This window comes from Parahaemophilus parainfluenzae (assembly GCF_001055095.1).
Lineage (GTDB): Bacteria > Pseudomonadota > Gammaproteobacteria > Enterobacterales > Pasteurellaceae > Haemophilus_D > Haemophilus_D parainfluenzae_Z.
In genome coordinates this window covers 42,988-62,023 of record NZ_JVHG01000024.1, presented here as the reverse complement: position 1 = coordinate 62,023, position 19,036 = coordinate 42,988, and the positions used below count along the sequence as shown (strand labels likewise).

The 19,036-nt window shown below is 37.7% G+C and carries 22 protein-coding genes; 8 read left to right on the top strand and 14 right to left on the bottom strand.

Annotation, left to right across the window (positions count from 1 at the left end; all coding sequences use genetic code 11):
• Window positions 1-9: 9 nt before the first annotated feature.
• Both ADA56_RS07305 and ADA56_RS07300 read right to left on the bottom strand, forming a co-directional pair.
• Complete coding sequence (locus ADA56_RS07305; RefSeq protein WP_005699319.1) at window positions 10-1,083, bottom strand: Gfo/Idh/MocA family protein; 1,074 nt, start codon at window positions 1,081-1,083, stop codon at window positions 10-12.
• Window positions 1,073-1,783 carry a FadR/GntR family transcriptional regulator gene (locus ADA56_RS07300; RefSeq protein ID WP_049370047.1) on the bottom strand — a complete coding sequence of 237 codons (711 nt, stop codon included), beginning with the start codon at window positions 1,781-1,783 and terminating at the stop codon, window positions 1,073-1,075. Before ADA56_RS07300 ends, ADA56_RS07305 begins: the two co-directional genes overlap by 11 nt.
• Window positions 1,784-1,956: 173 nt before the next feature.
• Here ADA56_RS07300 and ADA56_RS07295 point away from each other — a divergent pair, with 173 nt between their 5' ends.
• A complete protein-coding gene (locus ADA56_RS07295) occupies window positions 1,957-3,183 on the top strand; it encodes an MFS transporter (protein ID WP_049369979.1) in 1,227 nt (408 codons plus the stop codon).
• Between the two features lie 155 nt (window positions 3,184-3,338).
• Window positions 3,339-4,724, top strand: coding sequence for an SLC13 family permease (locus tag ADA56_RS07290; RefSeq protein WP_005699102.1), 1,386 nt, complete (start codon window positions 3,339-3,341; stop codon window positions 4,722-4,724).
• A gap of 70 nt (window positions 4,725-4,794) precedes the next feature.
• Here ADA56_RS07290 and ADA56_RS07285 read toward each other — a convergent pair whose 3' ends face one another.
• From ADA56_RS07285 to ADA56_RS07265, 5 genes are all read right to left on the bottom strand, one after another.
• Window positions 4,795-5,886, bottom strand: a complete 1,092-nt coding sequence (locus ADA56_RS07285) for an extracellular solute-binding protein (RefSeq protein ID WP_049369978.1) — start codon at window positions 5,884-5,886, stop codon at window positions 4,795-4,797.
• Window positions 5,887-5,905: 19 nt separating this feature from the next.
• Entirely contained in the window at window positions 5,906-6,757 is an 852-nt protein-coding gene (locus tag ADA56_RS07280) for an ABC transporter permease (protein WP_049369977.1), read from the bottom strand.
• Window positions 6,754-7,623 carry an ABC transporter permease gene (locus tag ADA56_RS07275; protein WP_014064417.1) on the bottom strand — a complete coding sequence of 290 codons (870 nt, stop codon included), beginning with the start codon at window positions 7,621-7,623 and terminating at the stop codon, window positions 6,754-6,756. Before ADA56_RS07275 ends, ADA56_RS07280 begins: the two co-directional genes overlap by 4 nt.
• Window positions 7,620-8,690: an ABC transporter ATP-binding protein gene (locus tag ADA56_RS07270; protein WP_049369976.1), complete on the bottom strand. Its 1,071-nt coding sequence runs from the start codon at window positions 8,688-8,690 to the stop codon at window positions 7,620-7,622. The genes ADA56_RS07275 and ADA56_RS07270 overlap by 4 nt, the downstream gene beginning before the upstream one ends.
• Before the next feature lie 138 nt (window positions 8,691-8,828).
• Entirely contained in the window at window positions 8,829-9,050 is a 222-nt protein-coding gene (locus tag ADA56_RS07265) for a SlyX family protein (RefSeq protein WP_005699194.1), read from the bottom strand.
• Window positions 9,051-9,144: 94 nt separating this feature from the next.
• Here ADA56_RS07265 and fkpA point away from each other — a divergent pair, with 94 nt between their 5' ends.
• The 5 genes from fkpA to tusB are packed head-to-tail and all read left to right on the top strand — an operon-like array spanning window position 9,145 to window position 11,624.
• Window positions 9,145-9,867: an FKBP-type peptidyl-prolyl cis-trans isomerase gene (gene fkpA / locus ADA56_RS07260; protein ID WP_049369975.1), complete on the top strand. Its 723-nt coding sequence runs from the start codon at window positions 9,145-9,147 to the stop codon at window positions 9,865-9,867.
• 59 nt (window positions 9,868-9,926) lie between these two features.
• Entirely contained in the window at window positions 9,927-10,592 is a 666-nt protein-coding gene (locus tag ADA56_RS07255) for a helix-turn-helix transcriptional regulator (RefSeq protein WP_075875883.1), read from the top strand.
• A complete protein-coding gene (gene tusD / locus ADA56_RS07250; protein ID WP_049369974.1) occupies window positions 10,592-10,972 on the top strand; it encodes a sulfurtransferase complex subunit TusD in 381 nt (126 codons plus the stop codon). Before ADA56_RS07255 ends, tusD begins: the two co-directional genes overlap by 1 nt.
• A complete protein-coding gene (gene tusC, locus ADA56_RS07245; RefSeq protein ID WP_049369973.1) occupies window positions 10,969-11,328 on the top strand; it encodes a sulfurtransferase complex subunit TusC in 360 nt (119 codons plus the stop codon). The genes tusD and tusC overlap by 4 nt, the downstream gene beginning before the upstream one ends.
• A gap of 8 nt (window positions 11,329-11,336) precedes the next feature.
• Complete coding sequence (tusB, locus tag ADA56_RS07240; protein WP_049369972.1) at window positions 11,337-11,624, top strand: sulfurtransferase complex subunit TusB; 288 nt, start codon at window positions 11,337-11,339, stop codon at window positions 11,622-11,624.
• Here the strand turns inward: tusB and ADA56_RS07235 are convergent.
• Both ADA56_RS07235 and ADA56_RS09925 read right to left on the bottom strand, forming a co-directional pair.
• Window positions 11,619-12,020: a hypothetical protein gene (locus ADA56_RS07235; protein ID WP_049369971.1), complete on the bottom strand. Its 402-nt coding sequence runs from the start codon at window positions 12,018-12,020 to the stop codon at window positions 11,619-11,621. The two genes, tusB and ADA56_RS07235, sit on opposite strands and share 6 nt — an antisense overlap.
• Window positions 12,021-12,150: 130 nt before the next feature.
• Window positions 12,151-13,911: a hypothetical protein gene (locus ADA56_RS09925; protein WP_053086267.1), complete on the bottom strand. Its 1,761-nt coding sequence runs from the start codon at window positions 13,909-13,911 to the stop codon at window positions 12,151-12,153.
• 264 nt (window positions 13,912-14,175) lie between these two features.
• On the opposite strand from ADA56_RS09925, the gene ADA56_RS07225 reads away from it, so the two are divergent.
• Window positions 14,176-14,574: a pyrimidine dimer DNA glycosylase/endonuclease V gene (locus tag ADA56_RS07225; RefSeq protein ID WP_049369970.1), complete on the top strand. Its 399-nt coding sequence runs from the start codon at window positions 14,176-14,178 to the stop codon at window positions 14,572-14,574.
• Between the two features lie 54 nt (window positions 14,575-14,628).
• Here ADA56_RS07225 and ADA56_RS07220 read toward each other — a convergent pair whose 3' ends face one another.
• The 5 genes from ADA56_RS07220 to ADA56_RS07200 all read right to left on the bottom strand — a co-directional run bounded on the left by ADA56_RS07220 (window position 14,629) and on the right by ADA56_RS07200 (window position 19,031).
• Window positions 14,629-15,486, bottom strand: coding sequence for a cysteine ABC transporter substrate-binding protein (locus ADA56_RS07220; RefSeq protein WP_014064400.1), 858 nt, complete (start codon window positions 15,484-15,486; stop codon window positions 14,629-14,631).
• Window positions 15,470-16,234, bottom strand: coding sequence for an amino acid ABC transporter ATP-binding protein (locus tag ADA56_RS07215; protein WP_005694860.1), 765 nt, complete (start codon window positions 16,232-16,234; stop codon window positions 15,470-15,472). The genes ADA56_RS07220 and ADA56_RS07215 overlap by 17 nt, the downstream gene beginning before the upstream one ends.
• 18 nt (window positions 16,235-16,252) lie before the next feature.
• On the bottom strand, window positions 16,253-16,921 hold the full coding sequence (locus tag ADA56_RS07210; RefSeq protein ID WP_005699119.1) for an amino acid ABC transporter permease: 669 nt from the start codon (window positions 16,919-16,921) through the stop codon (window positions 16,253-16,255).
• Window positions 16,911-17,570, bottom strand: coding sequence for an amino acid ABC transporter permease (locus ADA56_RS07205; RefSeq protein WP_049369969.1), 660 nt, complete (start codon window positions 17,568-17,570; stop codon window positions 16,911-16,913). Before ADA56_RS07205 ends, ADA56_RS07210 begins: the two co-directional genes overlap by 11 nt.
• Before the next feature lie 174 nt (window positions 17,571-17,744).
• Window positions 17,745-19,031 carry a heme biosynthesis protein HemY gene (locus ADA56_RS07200; protein ID WP_049369968.1) on the bottom strand — a complete coding sequence of 429 codons (1,287 nt, stop codon included), beginning with the start codon at window positions 19,029-19,031 and terminating at the stop codon, window positions 17,745-17,747.
• Between the last annotated feature and the right edge of the window lie 5 nt (window positions 19,032-19,036).

Here is a 19,036-nt window from a genome sequence, read left to right as displayed (position 1 = left end):
ATAAACTCCTTATTTTTTCACTGAGATTTGTTTTTCCGTTACCATGGATTGTTTCGCTGCTTCTGCAACTTCGATGGCTTCAGTTAAACATAGACTTAATGGGCTGGTTTTTCCTTGCGTTAAGTGCTCTACCACGCTTTGTACTTCGATTTCAGCCGCTCGGCTTAACCAAAGTTGGCAAGGTGCGTGGGTGACATTATATTGCTGAGTGCCTTTTGCACTTTCGCGTAAAGATAAATCAGCCTCAAATTCATCAAATAAATCAACGTGTTCTATTTTTCCATCTAGATAATTAAATGTGACACTTGAGGTAAAGAAATTGACTTCAATCACACCATTTTCACCATGAATTTGAATGCCCCATTGGTGTAATCGATAAGCAGTGCCCATTTCGAGCGAACCTAATACGCCATTTTTAAAACGTAATAGCAACTGCAACACATCACGGCTGTCTGGCGTATCGTGATGTGCTTGATTAGCCGCTTGAGCAAAAACAGCCTCAATATCGCCTAATAACCAACAGAGTAAATCCAGTTCGTGAATGAGGTGGAAAAGCTCGCCGCCCGTAAGATTGGCATCTAATTTCCACCACTCTTTATTTGGTAGGTTTTCAATCCAACGCTGACGCATGGCTCGTGCGACCGTAATTCTACCTAATTTTCCTTGTTCTAAAGCCGCTTTGACTTTTAACATGCCAGGTAACGTACGTTCTAAATGGCCCACAAAAATGACTTTACCTTTTTCTTCTGCAAGGCGACGTAAATGTTGGCCTTGAGAAGAACTTAAGGTAAAAGGCGTTTCAATAAAGACATGACAGCCAGCATTTAACGCTAAGATAGCTGGGGAATAATGGGCATAGTTTGGGGTGGCGATAACCACTAAATCAGGTTTGGTTTCTGCCAACATTTCTTCTACACTAAAAAAGGCTTGGCTGCCGTATTGGTCGGCGAGTTTTTGTGCAAGAGAAGGGTTAATATCGGTCACTGCAATTAAGTTTGCTTGGGCTTTGTCAAATGCGGAAGCTAGTTGAACACCAAAAAAGCCGCAGCCGATTAAGGCGATGTTTAATCCATTAGTTTGCATCATGCCCTCCTTGTTGTAAGCGTTGGCGAATACTTTGGAAATATTGCAAGATCGCGCGTTGCATGCGCACCAAATCGTGCGCTTCTACGGCATCAATTAATTCACGGTGTTGCATGGCTAATTTTTCAGGAGAAAGTATTGGTGGCGGTAAGCCTTTTTCTACTTGTTGATAAATTTGCCAAAATGCATCTAAATATTGAATCAGTAACGGGTTATTTAATGGTTCATAAAGTTTTAAATGAATGTTGTATTCATCTTTTGGGGAAAATTTTTGCTCACGGGCATTTTTTTCCATATCGGCCACTGATTTTTGCAAAAGTGCGGTTTGTTCTTGGCTAATTTTTCCCAACACCATCGGAGCAAAACCGTATTCCAAAATTTCCCGAATATCCAAAATATTAATCAGCTGATTATGATCATTATGCAAATTCAGTTGGGTGTGAAAGCTTAATCCGCGAATCATTGGCACAAGAGAGGATTCACTCACAAAGGTGCCGACACCATGGCGAATGTCTAAAATGTGTAGTGCCTCTAAAGATTTAATGGCTTCACGCAAACTGGAACGGCTCACACCAAGCTGTTCAATCAGTTCATTTTCTGTTGGCATCAAATCGCCAGATTTAAGATTTTGTTTAATGATGAGCGATTTGATTTTATCCTGCAAAACGAGACTTGCTTCTTTTTTACTTGTTTTTTTCATTTCTGTTCTCATTTTCTAACCTATTTTCTGAATTTGTGATCCAGCTCTCATTCTCTTGCATTGACATAAGACATCATACGTCTTATCTTTATTTATGCAAGCAGAAATTAGCAGTGATTTTAAATTCTGTGATCTATACCACAAAATTCTCAAATACAAGGAAGGAGGTTGTTATGGCAACATCATTACCATGGTATAAAGAAGTCAGTCCTACGCAAAAAAAAGCGTTATTTGCGGCTTGGTTAGGTTATGTTTTTGATGGCTTCGATTATATGCTTATCACTTACGTGCTTTTGGATATTCAAAAAGAATTCGCCATGAGCACAACGGAAACATCCACATTATTACTTGCAGCTTTCGTCGCACGTCCATTAGGTGGCGCGATTTTTGGTAGCTTTGCCGATAAATATGGTCGTCGTTTAGCAATGATTGTTTCCATTGTGACGTATTCCGTCGGCACATTCTTGTGCGGTTTATCCACCAGTTATATTTGGCTTTTCATCTTCCGTATGATTATCGGTATGGGGATGGCTGGTGAATATGCGTGTTCTTCCTCTTATGCCATTGAAAGCTGGCCACAACATTTACGTACAAAAGCCAGTGCATTCTTAGTGAGTGGCTTCTCCATTGGTAATATTCTTGCTTCTCAAGTGATTCCTTGGGTGTCTCAAACTTATGGTTGGCGTATGGCTTTCTTCATTGGTTTAGCACCAGTCGCTTTAGTGCTCTACGTTCGTCGTCATGCACCTGAAAGTGAGGAATGGGCACAAGCAAAAGCGGCGGGTAAAGTGAATAAAGTTCCACTTACTGACCTATTCACTAAAAAACAATTACCAATTACCTTAATTATTTTCTTAGTTTGTTATTCAATTTTCTCCGTAAACTGGCCGGTAGTAGGGCTGCTTCCACTTTATCTCAAAGAAAACGGCTATGCTGAAAATGTGAAATCACTGATGTTCTGGGCTGGATTTGGTATCCTCATTGGTACCTTAATTGCAGGCTTTATCGGTGATAAATTGGGTGAGAAGAAAACCTTTGTGTATAGCTTATTGTTATCACTTTTCTTCCTCTTCCCTGTATTCTATTTGCCAGAAAATAATGTATTAGCCCTTGGCGCGTTGCTCTTTTTCTTACTTGCAACTAACTTAGGGATTGCGGGTTTAGTACCAAAATATATGGCGACTTTCTTCCCAGCTGAAATGCGAAGCACAGGTATTGGTTTCATCTATAACTTTGCCGCGATTGGTGGAGGGGTATCTCCTGTGATTGCCGCCGCACTTAGCGAAAGAGTCGGACTTGGTTCAGCTCTTGTGTATGTGACCTTATTCTGGACAATTGTCCTTGTTGCTCTCGTTGGATTAAGATTGCCAGAACGTATTCAAGCACGTGTGCAACGATAAAAAACGAAAGTAAAACAGACCGCACTTTTAGGTGCGGTTTGTTGTTTATACAAAAATAGTTTGAAGCGTGTCACAAATTTGTTAAAAATATGTTTCAATTTTTTCGGTTAAATGCTAATTAATAATCTCCCCTATCGTTTTATAGGAGATTGTATATGCAAACTCAACAAACCTTTCTCTCTAAATATAAAAGTCTCATTATTCTTGCGCTAGACTTTGTCTTCATGTTGGTGTTAATCAAAATATTGCCATTTTCTGCTCAAGAGAATCGCGGGCTAGCCTTGCTCATTTTTATTGGTATCTTATGGTTAACGGAAGCCTTTAATATTACCGTAACATCCCTGATGGTACCTGTTGTGGCCATAGGATTAGGCTTGATTAATACACAAAAAGCGCTTGCACCATTCTCTACGCCAATTATTTATATGTTCTTTGGGGGATTTGTGGTGGCGGCGGTGTTACAAATTCAGAATCTAGATAAGATTATTGCGAATTACATTATCCGTTTGGCGAAAGGAAACTTAAAACTTTCTATCACCTATCTGTTTACTGCAACTACATTTCTTTCTATGTGGATTAACAACACCGCCGTAGCAGCGATGATGTTGCCGCTTACGATGGGGATGTTAAAAGGTATCAATGCTGAAAAAAATCATCGGTTGTACGCCTTCGTGTTATTAGGCATGGCATTTAGTGCAAGTATTGGTGGTATTGGTACCTTAGTGGGAAGTGCGCCGAATGCGATTTTGGCATCTCAAATTCCAGTGACTTTCACGGAATGGCTAGGTTATGGTTTCCCAGTGATGGTATTGCTTGTACCTTCAATGATTTTTTCTTTATGGGTGATTTTACGTCCAGACTTTTCTGTGGAATTTAATCCATCACTTGAGAAAGTCAGTTTTAACCGAAAAAATATCATTACCTTACTGATCTTTATCGGCATGGCGATTATGCTGCTTTTCAGTTCTCTTCTAAATCCATGGATTAGCTCTCTTCTTGAATTGCCGAAAAAAATCGAAAATTTTGATACGGTGATTGCACTATGTGTGGTGATCTTTATTTGTATCTCAGGTGTGGCAAGCTGGAAAGAAATCCAAGAACGTGTTGAATGGGGCGTACTCGTTTTATTCGGAGGTGGTTTAACACTCAGTATTGTGATGAAAGATTCTGGCGCCAGTAAAATTATGGCAGATAGCATCGTTCAGTTTGTACAAACCAAACCACTTTGGGTGCTTTGTTTTGTGATAACCGCATTTATTATTTTCTTAACAGAATTCACATCGAATACCGCCAGTGCTGCATTGATTATGCCAATTGTGATTTCAGTGGCACAATCCATGAATTTACCGCCTATCGCTTTAGCCGCAATTATCGCTTGTGGGGCAAGTTGCGCATTTATGTTGCCAATTGCTACACCGCCAAATGCTATTGTATTTGCAACAGGAAATGTGAAACAACTTGATATGGCGAAAGTCGGTTTGATTCTAAACCTATTCTGTATCGCCATCATCGGCAGCATGACTTATTTTGTTTGGTTGTAAATGTGGTTAAAACTGACCGCACTTTATTAGCCTATAAAAGTAAACCGCACGTTAAAGTGCGGTTTATTATTTATCTCGAAATAACCTCTTTTGTGAAGGCTTCCATTTCGGCTTTACGCCATGGTGTTGAGAAGAAAATAGTATCTTTCAAACCAGATTCACTATTTAGTGGACGAACACCGAATTCTTGGCTTAATTTCTGTTGTACTTCAGGTGAGGTAATCCAATGCACGAACACAAGTGATGCGGCTGGATTCGGTGCATTTTTTGCGACGGTTACAACATTACCACCGCCAGGCATCCCAAATTTTGGTACATAGAATTTTAAACGGTCAGTAATTGCACCTTGTTTTTGCAAGCTGAACAAGTGATCTTGCCATGCGGAGACAATTACTAACTCACCGTCGTTTAAACGGGTTAAACTATCAGCATTCGAAGCGGTACGGATTAGCGCATCTTTTTTACTGCTAAACCAATCCCAGGTTTTTTTCCAATTAGCAATCTGTGCTTCATCGATTTTATCAGTACGATAATCATAATCACCATTGATGTACACTAAAGCTCGTTGAATGAAGGCATTACCAGAGCTACCACCATTTGGATCTGAATAGCCGAATTTTTTTGGATTTTTATCAATATAGCTTTCCATGTCTGCCCAAGATTGTGGCAATTCCTCTTCTTTAATTCGCATAGGATCATAAGCTAGACCGGTTTGATTACCCCAGTAACCTACAGCCATATCACCTAATTCAACACCTTGTAAGTGGTGATTTAATTTATCGAAATTTGGTAAGTTATTGAGTTTTACAAGAATGTCATTTTTCGCTACGTTGCCTAAACGGTCAGCATTTAACACAACCACATCCATTTTGCCGGTTTCTAGATTTTTTTCAGCGATCAGTTTATTGATATTACCGTCCAAGGTGCCTTCAGGTACTTTGACTTTAATACCGTATTGATTTTCAAATTCTTTGACAAAATTACGGAATTGCGGCTGCAAATACCAAACGCTAACTGTCAATTTTCCTTCTTTTTTGGCAAGTTCTACGATTTCACTCCAAGATTTACCACTTAAGTCAGTAGAAGCCGAGGCGAAAGTACTAACGGCTAAGGCTGCAGCGGTAAGACCAATGGATAGAAGTTTACGGATATTTTTTTGCATAAGATGCTCCTTGTGAAAATTATGCTTTTCCTGTGGATTGAGAGAGATAATTCCCTTTCAACAATTTTTCGATAATCATCATCAAAATAATGTTTGGTACCAACAAAATAATCGATACAACGGCCGCATTCGGACGAATAAAAGAATAACCGAGGAAAGAATATAAAATGGTTGGCACGGTAATAAAGTCTGGTGAGCCGATAACGAAAGCGATAGCAAACTCTTCAATACTTTTCACTAAACAGAAAATAATTGATGCTAAAAAACTGGGTTTTAACATCGGCATATACACATCTTTGAAAACGGTAAATTTAGATGCACCTAAGTCACGGCTAGCATCAATGAGGTCTTGTGGTACAGAAGAAAAGCCCGCGGATAAAATCCGAATAGCATAAGGTAACGTGAGTACAACATGCCCAATAACAATACCAATGAATGGATTATTAATATTTAAATCCAATAACATACGGCTAAAGAATAGGGCAATAATCATGCCTGGAATAACCAATGGAATCAGTGTTAATAATTCTGCTAATTTTTTACCTCTAAACTCCATACGTCCAAATGCATAAGCTGTTGGGAGAGAGAGTAAAATAGTGATCAGAGAAACCGTAGGCGCAATGGTATAGCTATTAAACATTGCTTCAGGTAAAGACGTGGTTTCCCATACAATTTTCCAACGTTCAAAAGATAATGATTGAGGGAAAATATCTGGATAACTCCACGGTTTAGCGGGATCTACCAATGACCATAAACCAGCCATTAAAAAGGGTAGGAACAACCAAATAAAATTAGCAAGAATAAAGAAAGTTAAGGAAATACGTGCGATTAATCGACCATTTTTCGTTGTGATTTGTACGGAACTACTCATTTGACTTCTCCACGTTTGACGGCTAATGGTTTAATCAATAATGACACTAGGATGGTGAAGAAGGCAGAGGTCAACATAATAGTTAATGCCATGACCGCACTTTGATTCCACTCTTCAAATTCATAGGCGGACATTTGCATTAAACGCGCTAAAGAATAAGTGCTACGCGGACCGGCGATGCTATAAAAGGCAAAATCGCCCAGTGCGCCGATAAAGATCAAAATAAAGGAAACTTGTACCGCACCTAAGGTTAGTGGGAAGATCACATAACGAAAACGTTGCCAAGGACTCGAACCTAAATTAGCTGCCGCATCTAATAAATCGGTTTTCAGTGAATTGACTGCTCCACCAATAAGGATTAAAGCAAAGGGAATGTTTTTCCACATTTGTAAAATCACAACCCCCCAACCAAATTCATCATTTTGTAAGGTTTTTGGTTCGTCCCAAATGCCTAAATAAACAAATACCTCATTAAGAATACCGTGGTAAGAAATCATATTGACGAACAAGAAGGCTGCAACTAATCCTGGTACCAACATAGGCGCCCGCAAGATGGTTATAATTGTTACCTTGGCTGGTAATTTTTTACGTAACCACATGGCAATGGGATAAGCCACGATGATAGATAAAATCGCCCCTAGTAAAGACACTTTTACGGAATAAATATACGAATTTTGGAATACCGGACTATTTAATACGGCTTGCCAATACTCCAAACTAAATTGGCTTTCTTCCCCGCCCATGCTGTATAAACCAAGACTTTGAGAGACTACAATGTAGAACGTGGACCCCATTAAAAATAGGATCGTACCTAAACCACTGCATAGTAATAACCATGCTTTTACATCATTTTTGAGACTTTTCATTTTACGGACTCCAAGAATTTAATCGCATGGCGGGGAACCGTAAAGGTGAGTTTATTGCTCAAATTCGGGCATTTTGTTAGTTGCAGACGTAATTTTTTCTCTTCATCATTACGTTTAATGATTCCTTGCACTTCCGTGATATTGCCCATAAAAGCGGTGTTGATGATATCTACTGTAATTTGGTTTTCCGCTTCCGTTTGTGCGTTTGGTAACAATTCAATGTCTTCTGGTCGAAAGCAAATATAAATTCGTTCAGATTCCGGTTTTTTCTCAGAAAATACGGTGAAATCGCCAAAAATAGAACTCACCGCATACAGGTTCTCACCGATGTTTTTCACATTGGCTTCCGTGATATTGGCAATACCAATAAAATCTGCCACAAAGCGGTTTTTAGGATGATGATAAATATCTTGAGGAGAGCCAATTTGCTCAATAGAGCCCTTATTTAACACGATGATTTTATCTGACATAGTTAGGGCTTCAGCCTGATCGTGAGTCACATAAATACTAGTTAAATTATATTGTTTTGAGAGTTGCTTAATTTCAAAACGTACACTTTCGCGTAATTTGGCATCTAAGTTAGAAAGTGGCTCATCAAATAAAATCACATCTGGACGAGTTACCATGGCTCTGGCTAATGCGACACGTTGTTGTTGGCCTCCAGAAAGCTCATTGGGTAATTTCAATTTATGAAATTCTAAATCCATTTGCTTCAATGCGAGATCTAAACGCTGTTTTTGTTCTTCAATATCAATTTTACGTTGCTTTAAACCATAGCAAATATTATGAGAAACGTTGAGGTGAGGGAAAAGGGCATAAGATTGGAAACACATGGCTGTATTGCGTTTTTCTGGAGGAACATGGTTAACATTTTTTCCTCCAATAAGGATTTCACCTTCATCAGCCACATGAAATCCAGCGATTAATTTTAATAAGGAGGTTTTACCACAGCCACTTGGTCCTAATAAGGTGACAAACTCGCCTTCTTCAGCGGTAAAAGTAATATTATTTGCTGCGTAAAAGTCACCAAATTTTTTTGTAATATTTTTTATTTCTAACTTTGCCATTTTTACATCCTCTATTTGGCTATACAACTATAGAGGTAACCATAAAACACTTGGTTATTTTTTCAATAAAATAAAAATATTTTTTATGAATTTGTGATGAAGATCACGCATTTAGATAAAATATGGTTTTATTACATTTTAATAATGCGGAGGCGGCGTTTCTTCTGCTTGGCTGGCAATATTAGAAGGTTGCATATCTTTTAATTTGCCGGCGAGATAGCGGAGTTGAAGTTGAATTTTATCCATATCAAACTGTTGTTGAACTAATGCTTGGTTTAGCTCGTCTAAAAGTTGTTCTTGAAACGCAATTTTCATTTCAAGTTCAGCAATGCGATCTTCTAAAATTTGTTGATTTTGCATAAAATTTCTCTAATTTTTAAAAAAATGTTGTGAATTTGGTCAATACGATTTAACCTATTCGCTATTCCATTTCTATTATAAAGGATCAAGCAAAATGTTGAAAATTCAAAAGCTTTCTCTTGCTGCACTTATGGTAAGTGCGGTTGTTTCAGGTTCTGTTTTTGCAGAAGATAAAACTGCGCCAAGCGCAAGTGATGCGTCTTATGCTGTAGGTGCATTAATGGGTAACCAAGTAAAAGATTTAGTGGACGCTCAAAAAGAAGTGATTCAATACGACAATGCACGTATTTTAGATGGCTTAAAAGATGCATTAGAAGGTAAAGTTGATGTTCGTAAAGACGAAAAAATTCAAAAAACCTTAGATGGCATTCAAGAGCAATTAGTGTCTGCAGCGAAAGCAAAAGTAGAACAACAAGCGAAAGCCGCAAAAGAAGAAGGCGATAAATACCGCGCTGAATTTGCGAAAAAAGATGGCGTAAAAAGCACTAAAGATGGCTTACTTTACAAAATCACTGAAGCAGGTAAAGGTGATGCGATTAAAGCAACAGATACTGTGAAAGTACATTACACTGGTAAATTACCAGATGGTAAAGTATTTGATAGCTCTGTTGAACGTGGTCAACCGGTTGAGTTTAAATTAAACCAAGTGATCAAAGGTTGGACTGAAGGTCTTCAGTTAGTGAAGAAAGGCGGTAAAATCGAATTAGTGATTCCACCTGAATTAGCTTATGGCAAACAAGGTGCAGGCGATTCAATTCCACCTGATGCAACACTTTACTTCGAAGTTGAAGTATTAGACGTTAATCCTAAAAAATAATCCTTAATTCAACCGCACTTTGTCCAAAGTGCGGTCATTTTCCCTACCAGATTTGAAAAATGATACTAACTGATAGACAACCTTTCACTGATGAAGATCGTGCTATTCTGATTTCCTATAAAGCGGTAGTTGATGGCGTGAGTGCGTTGATTGGCGAGCATTGTGAAATCGTCTTACACTCTTTGGAAGACATTGAACATTCCGCCATTTGTATTGCCAATGGGCATAATACCAATCGCCAAGTGGGTTCCCCGATTACGGATTTAGCCCTGAAATCCTTGCGTAATATGCAAAGTGAGAGTGTGTCTAAGCCTTATTTCACGCGTGCGAAAGGCAATGTGTTGATGAAGTCTGTGACCATCGCCATTCGAAATAGCAAGCAGCGTATTATTGGTTTACTTTGTATCAATATTAATTTGGATGTGCCAGTTTCTCAATTTATGCAGGCCTTTATGCCAACGCAGGAACAAAATGAAACCTCTTCCGTCAATTTTGCAAGTTCAGTGGAAGAATTGGTGGCTCAAACGGTAGAAAAAACCATTGAAGAAGTGAATGCAGATCGCTCAGTCTCAAACAATAATAAGAACCGTCAGATTGTGATTTCACTTTACGAAAAAGGCATTTTTGATATTAAAGATGCGATCAATTTAGTGGCTGATCGCCTCGCGATTTCTCGCCACACCGTGTATTTATATATTCGTCAAATCAAACAAGAGCAAGAGTAATGAACTATGTTCTCGCTGTGAAAAGTCCCGTTTATGGAAAACAAGGGGCTTTTCTTGCCTATCAATTTGCCCAAGCTTTACTCGAAAAAGGGCATGTCATTAGCCAAATTTTCTTTTTCCAAGACGGTGTGAGTAATGGCAATGGCTTGGTTTATCCTGCCAATGATGAATTTAATCTCACGCAAGCTTGGCAAGCCTTTTCAGTGCAGCATCATGTTCCTTTGCATTTATGTGTAGCCGCTTCACAACGTCGTGGTGTGGTGGATGCACTTACGGCAAAAGATACGGATCAAACGAATCTTGCTGATGGCTTTGAAATTACAGGCTTAGGCGAGTTTATGGCGATGGCATTAAAAGCAGATCGGGTGGTGACATTATGAAGCTGGCATTTTTATTTCGTACTGCGCCACATGGAAACGCGATTTCTCGTGAAGGATTAGATGCTTTGCTCGCGGCAACAGCATTTTGTGATGAAGAAGATATTGGTGTCTTTTTTATTGATGATGGCGTGTTGAATTTATTTGATGGGCAAAATCCTGAGTTATTGTTACAAAAAGATTTTATCCGCACCTTTAAATTGTTGGATTTATACGATATTGAACAGTGCTTTGTCTGCGCCGATTCGCTCGACCAATACAATTTGAATACTGAACAACTTATTATTTCTGCTGAAAAAATTGACCGCACTTCGCTGATCAATAAACTTAGCCAAGCCGAAAAAGTGTTTACGTTTTAAGGAATATTATGCTTTATACCTTTTCTCGAGCTCATTATTCTGAGACAGACCTTCAACGTTATTTGACTGGCATCACGGAAAATGATGCGGTGGTTTTATGGCAAGACGGCGTGTTGCTAGCGGTAAAGTACAGAGAAATGTTTACTCAATGCAAAGGACAATGCTTTGTGCTAGAACAAGATGTTTTAGCCCGAAATTTAACCGCACTTTTGCTAGAAAACAATAAAGTGCGGTCAATTTCATTAACAGATTTGGTGGATTTAACTGCTCAATATTCGCCTCAAATCGCCTTATAGCGGGCGTTCTTTCGGTAACAAGAGCGGTAATACCATAACAGAATAAAGTGCTAAACCTGCGGCCATTAAGCAGGTAATTTCTAATCCTCCAGCACGTAACCATTCGCCAAATCCCATGTCATTTACTAGCGTTGCATAAAAGATCCCCGCCACTACGGTATAACAAAATCCAATTAGTACCGAAATTAATGCGATGGCTTTTACGTGATAACTCGCATAACGGTGAAATGCTGCCCAAAGTGTAATGAGAAAAATCGGTATCGCAGCCACGATAAAGACGGTAACCGCTGAAGATTGAAATCCATCGGCATCATTGTTTGCGAACATTAGACCAATAGTGCCGATAATTTGAATAATCAATGGTAAAAGAATAAATGCTTTAAGATATTTTTTCATGAGATGTCCAGTTAATAGAAAAACGGAAGCATTGTATCAATCAAATGAAAGACAACCAATCTTTTCTCTTATGAAGAGTTGATAAAAAATGACCGAAGAAAACGGTCATTTTTTAGTAGAAGATTACTTATTAATTTTTTCCTATTGGAGAATTAGCATAAATTGGTAGTGATGATAGAGATACGCTGACATTAGAGCATTCTTTCTTCATTAGATGCTGAAATACTTCTATTTTTCGTTTGCTGTTTGTTTTCTCATAATTGGTGCCTAAAATCACTTCATCAACCATATTTCTTACATCAGCATAAGGTAGATAAATCGAATTTGTCATTTCACAGTATTCGATTTCTTCTGAGTCTATGTGTACAATTTTTAATAAACGGAATTCTTCCTCATCTCTAAATGCAAAATCTTTAAATAAATAACGAATACATTCTAAGGCAGTTTTCTCATCATCTTTGATGGTTGTTTTATTTTCAAAGTACTTAATGAGTTTATGTAATGCTTTTTCTAATTCTTGTATACGAAAACTCTGCCAGTTTTTATTTGTTCCTACTAATTTTAGTCGGATACCAAATTTAAGGTTATTTTTATCTGGAAGCCATATATCAAAATTTTCATCAGAAATGTATTCGTCTTTATATGCAATATAGGCAACTTGATAAAGAGGTAAATTTTCATTTTTGATAGGGGGATCAATCTGTTCTCCATCTAAAGGATCTATAATGCCAGGAAATGATGAAGAGATATTTGGTTCTTTTAACCAGTTTCCTTTTTTATTAAAAACCAAGCAGCATCCAGATGCTTCGACACCATCTTCTTTACCGTATAAGCGAAATTGATTTAAATCATTGACTCTACTGGAAAAACAAGTGAAAAAAGCATTGGAAGTAGAGCAATCAGTTTTATTTTCTAATTTCCATTCAGGTATATTTAATAACTCTAGTAATCCTTTTCCTTCAGAAGGGTCATTCATATATGTGGAACTTCCTATGCGCATCTGAGGTATTTCGTTATTCTCATTAGATAATATATTAAATAGCTTATTGCATACAGTTGAAGATGTGTAGTGCGCAAGAGGAATCTGTTTTGATTCAATCGGAGGGATATTTAAGATGGCTAAAACAGTTACTATAGATGATGCTAATAAATTATCTATATCTTTTAGGGGTAATTCATTTTGAATTTCCTCTTTTTTTATACTTAAATATTCATTGTATCTATTTTCAAATATATAGCCATTCTTAGGCGTGGCTTCTAAATACAAATTTTTTAAAAATGAAAGAAGTGCTTTTTGTCTTCTTACTCCATCTTCAGCTTGAGATGTTAATGTTTTAAAATTTGATAAATTAATTTTAGCGTTCTCATATTGTGCTTTTGCAGAATTAGGATTCTTGTTTGCTATAGCCATCATCATGTATAAATAAACAAGATTGTAATATATTTTATGTTTGAATGTTGCTAAAAATTTTTCGTCATTTTTCTCAAATTCTAGTATTAATTTTAGTGTATTGCTGTAGTATCTTGCAGCCTCAGAGTATGAATTTTGCTCTTGTGATTCTTTATAATTATTAGCAAGAGAAATGTTTACTTCTATTTTTTCATAAATACGTTTTTCCTTATCTTTAATTTTCTTAGATAACTCTAACTGTTCTTTATGATTATTAATTGCCTCTTGAATAAATATTTCTTTTTCTACTTCATCTTCTGTATCTTCTGCTATTTTTTGATAGCAAGAGCCAATTAAGGATAGAACCTTAGTTCTTTCATATATCAGATCTTTATCATGTTTGACAGTATCCAAGGTAAAATATAGTTTTTCAATTGCTTCCTTATATTTTTTATCTTTAAATAGTTTATCTAATTCATCTGATAATTTTTTGATGTCCATATTTATTATCTCCTAATGTAATTTTTATTAAAGTTATTAGAGTTTTTCTGAAATAGTTTCTAGTGTTATTTTATAACAAATTTAAAAATTTTATAGATGATTTTTTTAGATTTGTGGCAATTTATTGATGTTAAGTAAATTAATGTTTTATAGATATGTCTGCTATTCATCAGAGTTATCTATGGTTTTAGAATGAAATCAAGCATAAGTATAGACAAATACCTTAATGCCCCGTACTATGTTTCTTTTTCTTTGGTATCGTTTATGACTCGAATTAATCTTGTTCCGCCTGAGGAGCTTTGTGATCAGCATCTTTTAGCTGAACATCGTGAATTAACCCGTATTCCTAATGCCGTAGCGAAAGGTAAATATCACTTAAAAGGACAGCCTACAGAATATAAATTAGGGGAAGGGCATGTGCGTTTTTTCTTTAATAAATTGGAATTTTTAAAGAAACGGTATGATGCATTACATGCGGAATGTAAAGCCCGAGGCTTTAACGTGCAGTATATTTGGAATGAAACATTACCCGATGACCCAAGTTTATGGTTGGACTATGAGGCTACAGAAGCGGCATTGCAGATTAATCGGGAACGTATTCAGGAAAGAATGCCATTAAAGGCAAGATTTACACCACATCTCTCAAAGAGCGGTCAAAAATAAAGGAGTTTTCACTTCCCCTGTGGGGAAATTATAGGGGAAGTGAATGGGGTTAAATTATTTATATTCAACCACGATATCGCTTTCGCTGACGGTATCACCATAAACTGGCAATAAGGTTTTTTCGTAAGCTTGTTTTAAACGCCCATCTTTGCCTAGAGTTTGGATTTCGTTATTTAACCAATTTAACAATTCAGGTGCATCTTTGCGAACAGCTGGTGCAATAACATCTTGATCACCAAAGTTTTTTACGCCCACGGTATAACCTGGATTTTGTTTTGCCCAAGCGAATAAGAAGGTATTGTCATTAGATAATGCATCGCCACGACCATCACGTAAGGCTTCAAAGGTTTCTGTATTTTGTTCGAATTTTAATAACTTCACATCAGGATAGTTTTTGGTGAAGAAAATATCGGCCGTGGTGCCTTTATCTACAATTAAAGTTTTGCCTTTTAATTGTTCAAGATCAGTAATGACTGAGCCATCTTTTGAAACGACACCGAGTGCCACTTTCATATATGGATTAGCAAAATCGACCACTTCTTTACGTGCTGGTGTCACAGTGAAGTTTGCTAAGATAATATCAACTTTCTTAGAAAGTAAGTATTCAGCACGGTTTGCGGCATCCACTAAAACAAATTCCACTTTGTTTTCGTCGCCTAATAAGTCTTTACCGATCGCTTTACCTATTTCGACATCAAAGCCTTGGCTTTTGCCTTGTGCATCCACATAACCAAATGGTGGTTTATCGCTAAATACACCGATGCGTACTTTGCCATCTTTTTGTATTTGCTCAAGGCTTGAAACCGTTTTTGCTCCGTCTTTAGCCGGTTCTTTATCATTACATGCGGTTAAACCAAATGCTAAGGTGGCAGTGGCGAAAAGTGCGGTCAATGTTTTAAATGTTTTCTTCATAGTTTGTCCCTCTCGGTTCATAATTTAAGATATTTAAGAATGTTTTCGCACGATCCGTGGTTGGATTCGTGAAGAAATCTTCCGGTTTTGCTTGTTCAATAATTTGCCCTTTATCCATAAACACGATGCGATTAGCCACTTGACGGGCAAAATTCATTTCATGGGTAACGATAAGCATCGTCATGCCATCTTTGGCAAGACCTAAGATTACATCAAGTACTTCACGTACCATTTCAGGGTCAAGGGCAGCGGTTACTTCATCGAACAGAATAATTTCAGGGTTCATGCAAAGTGAACGAACAATGGCAATTCGCTGTTTTTGTCCACCGGATAATTCACGTGGATAGGCATTTTTTCGGTCATATAAACCTACGCGTTTAAGTAACTCATCGGCTTGTTTTTCAGCTTCAGCACGATCGCGTTTTTGTACTTTTAAAGGGCCGAGTAAAATATTGTCAATCACTGATAAATGAGCGAAGAGTTCATAACTTTGGAATACCATCCCAATGCGTTGACGCGCTTTGACCCAAGGAATGTCTTTGCCTAATTCGCCTGCATTTTGCAGCAAAATATGACCGCTCTTTATTTCCTCTAGCCCATTTAGGCAGCGTAAAAAAGTACTTTTACCACAACCCGATGGACCTAAAATAACGACAACTTCGCCTTTCTCTATAGAAAGATTGATGCCTTTGAGTGCTTCTACATCACCGTAATTTTTAACGAGGTTTTTAATTTCTAATAACGCCATGTGTTTTCCTAATAAAAATTAACTTTCCCAACGGGTTTCTAAATAACGGGAAAATAAGGATAGCGGGTAACAAATCACAAAATATAAACCGAAAATGACACCGTAAATCCAAAGCGCTGCCGATTGATTACTAAATAATGAATGTTCGATAATTTGTTGACCGACTTTAATCACTTCGACTACACCAATTAACATCGCCAAAGAGCTGGTTTTTACCATGCGAGTAAAGAGGTTAATAGCACTTGGTGTCACACGTTTTAAACTTTGCGGAAGTAAAATATACACAAAGGTTTGAAACGGCGTTAAACCTAAAGCGTAGGCTGATTCCACTTGATGTTTTTCAATGGAAGTTAATGCACCACGCACTAAATCGCCCATTTCTGCTGTTCCCCAGAAAATAAACACCAAAATACATACAGAAATGCCATCTAAGTGAATATCAAACCATTTTGCTAAACCGAAATAAGCGAGAAAAAGTAACGCTAATAATGGAATAATACGTACAAATTCTAAATAAAAGCGGCAGATGGCTTTGATAATGGGATTTCTGCTTGTCATGATTACGCCAAAAATGACACCTAAAATACAGGCGAAGAAGACAGAAACGAATGCAATTTCAGCTGTTACCCATAAACCGTTGAGCAAGCGTTCAATGTTGCTGCCTTGGAATAATAATTCAAGCCCCATATTTTGCTCTCCGAGTACGGCGTTCTAAATAACTGATGAACAGAGACATCGGTAATAGAATGATCAAATAAAACACCACTAATAAAAATAAGGCTTCATTAGTTTTGTAATCGAGCCCGATGACTTCTTTTGCAACAAACATGAGTTCCGCAACAGCAACGGCACTGATCACTGAGGTTTCTTTCATTAAGAACAAGCAATTTGCGCCAATTGCAGGGGTAGCAATCGCAAAGGCTTGTGGGAAAATCACATAGCGAAAAGCTTGAAAAGGGGTTAGACCAATACTTAAGGCTGATTCAATTTGTCCTTTTGATACCGCTTCCAGACCACCACGAAAGGCTTCTGCCATATAGCTTCCACCTAAAAATGCCAGACCGATAATGCCGCAAGTAAACCCATCTAATTTCAGGCCAATTTTAGACAGCCCAAAATAGAGAAAAAATACTTGAATCAATAAAGGCGTATTACGAGAAAGCTCAATATAACCTTTCACTAACCAAGTTAATGATTTGACTTTGTAGGTGGTAATCACAGCACAAATCACACCAATCACCAGCGACAATAAAATGCCCCAAAAGGCGAGATGAAGCGTCATCAGCGTGGCGTGGATAAAACGTGGGGTGACACTTAAAATATAATCCCAATTCATTTTTTATAATTTAATCGTTTGCTTGACAATATAGTAAAAAATTTTGAATCGGTGAGAAAAGAATGGAAATGCATTATTTATAATGAAATGTAATAAGAGATGTGTTTTAAATGAGATAGGTGAGGATGAAATAATAAAAAAACGGGGCTTTATTCAGCCCCGTCTTTGTTTATTTTAATCACGTTTTGCGATAAGTGCGGTTGGTTCTTCGTCTGTTTTTGGTTCATCTTGTATTTCAGCCGGTTTGTCTTGAATTGACATGGCTGATTTTAAACTGTCCTGACGAATTTTTTCTGCTGCTGCTTTGTCACCAGCTTGTTCAAACACATAAGACGCCATCATAACATCATTTGGTTGAAGCTGAGTTGGGCAAGCAGTCACTTCTTTAAATGCTTCTGCTGCTTTAGCGAAGTCATTATTACGCACATAAAGGTAGCCTAATGCACGATTGAGACAACAACGTTGGCTTTCATCCGCACGTTTCGCACGTTTTTCCACTAGTTTGAGCAGTTTGCTGTTATCTTCTGCTTGTAAACGAGTGATTTGCGTGCAAAGTTCAGGGCTAATTGGAGTGTTATCACCCAATTTTTTCATGATTTCAAGCGTGAATTCATAAGCTGACTCATGGTCGTTGCAATCAATCAAACGTTGAATTAAAGCGGTTTTTAACTCTAAGTCATTGCGACGGCGGCGTGGTTGAGCTTCCCACCAAGCAAGCAGACCTTCAACGCCTTCTTCATTCATTTTCTCATCTAACAAGCCATTTTCAGTTTCTTGTTGAAGTGCTTTAAATTCTTCTGCTGAGAATAAACCAGAACCTTCGATTAAATCTAAGATGCCATCAAGTGCTTGATAAGCTTTGGAACGGCTATAAATTTCAGCAGCAAGTTTTAATACTTCTTTGTTGCGATCTGACATTTCAAGCAAGCTATCAACAGAACTACGCGCTGCCGGTAATTTATTTTGTTGTAATAAAATACGGGTACGGGCAATTTCGACCAGTAGATTATCTGAACCGGCAAGCTCCGTCGCCTCAATTAAATAACGGTTTGCGCTGAATTCATCACCGCGTTGTTGAGCAGCTTCTGCGGCTTTAATCAGATTCAATACTGGCTCTGCAGAATGTTTCGCGTTTTTACCAATCAGTTTTTCTGCCTTGGCATAATCGCCTTCATTCATTTTCATCAAGCCTTCAAGAGTTTGACGTTGTGCTTTCACACGTTTACGGCGAGAAAACCAGTTATAGGTATTGCTACTTAAACGGAAGAAACGGGTAACAATCCACTCTAATGTATAAATCACTGCAAGTGCGACCACAAAGAGAATGACTAATGTGGTAAGTGACATTTCATACACGGTGTTTGCCGTTTCAATTCTGACATAACCTTGCTGACCGGAGAGGTAAGGCCCTGCAATCAATCCGGCAAGTAAGGCGATCATTAAAAAGAGAACTCTAAACATTATCT